The 788-nt window shown below is 70.6% G+C and carries 1 protein-coding gene; it reads left to right on the forward strand.

The features are described 5' to 3' along the window. Positions 1 to 788 (forward strand): glycosyltransferase (locus tag A5764_RS28915; RefSeq protein ID WP_067114678.1); only part of this gene is annotated, 788 nt, incomplete at both ends.

Raw genomic sequence — 788 nt, forward strand, 5'->3', positions numbered from 1 at the left:
GCGGTCGCCTTCGGGCCGGACCCGCCGAGGCCTAATGCGCAGAATCCGATCCACGCGGTCACCGAAATCGTCGGGCATCTCACTCAAGCGTGCGGCCAGTGGGGCGCCACGCTGACCGACCTCGGACGAGGGGCGGACCTGCTCTTGACGGGCCGGGGCGAACAGGGGCTGGCCGCCAACGTCGCGGAGTACTACGGCATTCCGGCGGTCGCGCTGCACTTCTTCCCCCAGCGGATTTTCTCGACGGGAGCGCTGTATTCCGGCATGACAAGGGAAGCCGCCAACGCCCAGCGCCGCGCCCTCGGCCTTCCCGAGGCGGACGGCGCCGCACCCGCATCGCTGGAGATCCAGGCGTACGACGAGATGTGTCTGCCGAGGCAGGCCACCGAGTGGGTGGAACAGGGGCGGCCTTTCGTGGGTGCGCTTACGCTCGGGTTGCCGACGGATGCCGACGCCGAGGTGTTGTCGTGGATCGCCGCCGGGACGCCGCCGATCTGCTTCGGCTTTGGCAGCACGCCGATCGCGTCGGCCGCGGACACCGTCGCCATGATCGCCGGGGCCTGCGCGCAGTTGGGGGAGCGGGCGTTGATCTGCGGCGGTCCCAACGACTTCGGCGAGACTCCGCCTTTCGACCACGTGCTGGTGGTCGACGCGGTCAACCACGGCGCCGTCCTTCCGACGTGCCGCGCGGTCGTGCACCACGGCGGTGCAGGCACCACGGCTGCCGGACTGCGGGCGGGGATTCCCGCGCTGATCCTGTGGCTGTGGCTCGATCAGCCGGTCTGGGC

Source organism: Mycobacterium sp. 852002-51057_SCH5723018 (assembly GCF_001667035.1).
Lineage (GTDB): Bacteria > Actinomycetota > Actinomycetes > Mycobacteriales > Mycobacteriaceae > Mycobacterium.